Below are 3,581 nucleotides of genomic sequence, written 5' to 3'. Positions count from 1 at the left end.
GGCAGAAGTCCGCCGATCACCGCCCACTCTTCATCCGACAAATCGCCCCGAAACATCGCTGCCCCAAAAAAGCAGCCTTGAATCAGAACTCAGCCCAAATGAAAACCTCTTTTGTCAACATCGCCTAAGTCTCTTGGCACTAAGAGCAGGAGGGGCTGGGCGTTGAGCAGCGTCGCGCAGAAGACATCGGGATGATCATGCTTCATGCAAGGGCGTCATCGACATCCACGCCGAGATTCTGACGCACGCGATCGCTCCCACGTCATTGTCGATCAATATGGGCTGGCGCGGGACACCCATTCTCTTTCGACCTCCTCAGCTGCCGGCGCTGACGGCCAATTCGTCCAATAATCAAGTTGGCTATCCTAACGGCTTTCGATTTGGCATGCTTAGCTCCAGTACGACAGCACGGTCCTTCGACTCCGCAATGAGGGGAAATGATGAACGATCTATCGGCATCGGCTACCTGGGGCGACACTGCGGAATATTTCATGGCGCGCCAGGAAAGCCATCGCGGCGGCGTATTTCCTGTCCATTCGCACGATCATTTCGAAGCGCTGCTGATCCTCTCTGGTCGCCGCATGCAGCATTATGGCAGTTCGGAGATTGAACCAATCCCGGCAGCCTGATCTTCACCCCGCCAGGGCTGCGCCATGGCGCGACCATCGTCGGGCACACCGCCAGCCTTTCCATCCAGTTCAATCTGAAATTCCTGCATCCCGAACTGCCGGCGGATGCCCAACGCCTGTGGTCGCACCCCAGTACGCTGAGCGCGGCCCCTGAACTTCTGCCCTTCGTAGCGCAGAAGCAGATGCGCTATGAATGCGATCCCTGCCTGACGGAGAAGCTCCAGGGGATCTGGACCTCGCTGATCGAACGCAACGGCTCGCAAAGCCTGGGCGCTGAGCAATATGCGCGCGCGCAGCTTTCCATCCTGCTGCTTGAGGTGGTGGAGGCATTTGAGAGCGAGATCGTCGAGGTGGCCGAGATGGAGCAGCATGAAGGTGCTTCGGACAAGATCGACGAGTTGCGTCAGTTCATTGACGCCAATCTGGCCGAGCGCCTGTCGATCCACGAAGCGGCCCGCCACCTTGCAATCTCTTCCAGCTGCCTGGCCGCCCGCATCAAGCGGGTGACCGGGCAGACATTCGGCGAGCTTCTGCTCAAGGCGCGGCTGCAGCATGCGCGTGAGTTGTTGATCTATACCGACAGGCGGGTGTCCCAGGTGGCGTTTGAATGCGGGTTCGACGATCACGCCTATTTCTCGCGGCGGTTCCGGCAGGATCTGGGCATGTCGCCACTCGAATTCCGGCGTCGGCAGCTATCGGAGATCGATTTGTCTGCGATCAGCGCCCAGCGCCATTGATTGGGGGAGGGTGGCGAAGCCAGCCGATAGTTGATCTGTTCGGGAAGTTGCTTTCAGCCGGTCTGTTCCCCTGGTGAGGGCGGCCAACAGGCCCCCATTTCGCTGAAGTTTGAATATTGCAAGGAGTATGGGGCATGACACAGTCCAACAACACCGAAGATCTCGCCCGACGGATTCGCGTCAACGCCGTTAATATGGTTGATATTCAGGGCTTCGGCTATCTGGGCCAGGCGCTCGGCACGGCGGAGATCATGGCAGTGATCTTCGGCGAAAATTACTGGCGGCAGGGCGTGGACCGCTTCGTGCTGTCGCCGGGGCACTATGCCATTACTTTCTATGCCGTCGCCGCGGAGATCGGCCTTCTCCCGCGCGAGGCGCTGGCCGACTATGGCAAGGACGAAGCATTGCTGGAAGCGATCAGTACGGAACGCACGCCGATTGTCGACATCACCTGCGGTTCGCTGGCGCAGGGGCTTTCCGGCGGCATTGGCCTGGCGCTCGCCCAGAGGTTTGCTGGCGAGAGCGGACGAACGATCGCGCTGATCAGCGATGGCGAGATGGAGGAAGGACAGACCTGGGAAGCGGCCATGTTCGCCGCTCATCACAAGGTCAACAATCTGATTGCGGTGATGGACGTCAACAATTCCCAGGTTGACGGGCCGATCACCTTCGTCACCACGGTCGAACCAATTGCTGACAAATGGCGTTCCTTCGGATGGAACGTCGTCGAATGCGATGGCCATGACATTGATGCGCTCCGGCAGGGCATGGATGATGCGCTTGCGTCGGATCGGCCGACGGTAATCCTGGCGAAGACCGACATATTGGGCGGGCTCACATCTTTTCCGCCGACCGTCGATGGGCATTTCATCAAGCTCACTCCCGAATTGACCCGGGACGTCCTCAAGGAACTGTCCGCCGAGCCGGCGTGATCAGGATCTGTTGACCACTGTTAAGCCTACCGATCTGACGCGTGTCTGATCGATGGCTGAAGTGTCCGGTGATGGGCTGGATCGATGTGGACGATCCAGCCCATCACCTGCGCGGTTGTCGGCGCGTACTCGATCTCGGTGCTGCGGAGGCCGATCATGCCGCCATTACGGTATCGAGCATTTGGAACTGGGTCGGAAAACTTCGCCACGTTTCGATGACCGTTGTGAACTTAAATATATTTGCGTCTCGGGCTGGGGGTATTGGTTGTCTACATTGAGCTATCATCCCCAGGTGATGACGGTTCTATCCATGTGTGCGGCGACACCCCCCGTCTCCGCACCGGAGGTGCGATACAATCCGCTGAAGTATGTTCAGAATACCAAAGATCACGTCGCGATCGAAGAATAGAGTGATTTCCAAGCGATCGGAACCGATCGCTGGTTAAGAAATCGCGGAAGCCAAAGAATTCAGAGCGGCGATCTGATTCAATCAGATCGAAACCCGCTCTAGAAAGTTACTTTGCACGCTGTGCAGCAGACAAAGTAGTTCAAGCGATCAAGCCTTCAATCCTAACGGCGACGGCCATTCAGCCCTTATTCTCTTACAAAGTTCGCCGAGTGTGGGTCCTCGGCGTAGCGACTGAAATACGCGACGAGCCTGAAGATAGGGGATTTGGGCATGGCATTTCATGAAGCATTGCGCGCGACCGGTGGGCAGCGGCCACCTAACTATCTGACCGAAATCAGGCTCTGGATTCGCCCCTGCGGATTCGCCCTGTGCGCATTTTGATACGGCGTCTGCCGACGAATACGCACCTGTTTAATAGGACCATTGGAGAGCGACATGTGTAGCCACCCTCAACACATCCATTGTACTCCGGAGATGCTGCCGGAGGAATTCAAGCGGGGTGCTTCGCAAAATGCGATCATGGCCGTGGATTGGGAGAATCGGGTCGATTTCGACCGGCTTCGCAAATATCGGTTCAAGCGCGTTCAGGACCAGCTGAAGACGTCGAACATGGGCGCGGTGCTGTTGTTCGACATGAACAACATCCGCTATACGACTGCGGCGCACATCGGCAATTGGGCGCGCGACAAATATTTTCGCTGTGCGCTCATCATGCGCGATCGCGAACCGATCATGTGGGACATCGGTTCGGCCGCCAAGCAGCATCAGAAGCATAATCCCTGGATCAGCCCCGAAAATTGGCGCCCGGTGGTATCAAGCTGGCGCGGCTCGATCATGGAAGAGGTTGGCGTTGAGAAGGCGAACGCGAAGCGGA

Annotated in this window: 4 protein-coding genes; all 4 read left to right on the top strand. The window is 57.6% G+C overall.

The features are described 5' to 3' along the window. Positions 1 to 437 precede the first annotated feature (437 nt). Complete coding sequence (locus tag MRBLMC3_RS13425) at positions 438 to 629, top strand: hypothetical protein (RefSeq protein WP_363829569.1); 192 nt, start codon at positions 438 to 440, stop codon at positions 627 to 629. 182 nt (positions 630 to 811) lie between these two features. Further along, on the top strand, positions 812 to 1,366 hold the full coding sequence (locus MRBLMC3_RS13420) for an AraC family transcriptional regulator (RefSeq protein WP_363829567.1): 555 nt from the start codon (positions 812 to 814) through the stop codon (positions 1,364 to 1,366). A gap of 134 nt (positions 1,367 to 1,500) precedes the next feature. Further along, complete coding sequence (locus MRBLMC3_RS13415) at positions 1,501 to 2,298, top strand: transketolase (RefSeq protein ID WP_133655087.1); 798 nt, start codon at positions 1,501 to 1,503, stop codon at positions 2,296 to 2,298. A gap of 844 nt (positions 2,299 to 3,142) precedes the next feature. Then, positions 3,143 to 3,581: hypothetical protein (locus MRBLMC3_RS13410; protein ID WP_363829564.1), on the top strand; the 439-nt coding region annotated here is incomplete at its 3' end.

The sequence above is a fragment of the Sphingobium sp. LMC3-1-1.1 genome (assembly GCF_040676285.1).
Lineage (GTDB): Bacteria > Pseudomonadota > Alphaproteobacteria > Sphingomonadales > Sphingomonadaceae > Sphingobium.
This window is presented reverse-complemented; position numbering and strand designations above follow the sequence as displayed.

What these genes read in the sequence shown, in the direction of transcription:
- MRBLMC3_RS13425 (WP_363829569.1), top strand. Translation starts at nt 438, where the DNA reads ATGATGAACGATCTATCGGCATCGGCTACCTGGGGCGACACTGCGGAA.
- MRBLMC3_RS13420 (WP_363829567.1), top strand. Translation starts at nt 812, where the DNA reads ATGCGCTATGAATGCGATCCCTGCCTGACGGAGAAGCTCCAGGGGATC.
- MRBLMC3_RS13415 (WP_133655087.1), top strand. Translation starts at nt 1,501, where the DNA reads ATGACACAGTCCAACAACACCGAAGATCTCGCCCGACGGATTCGCGTC.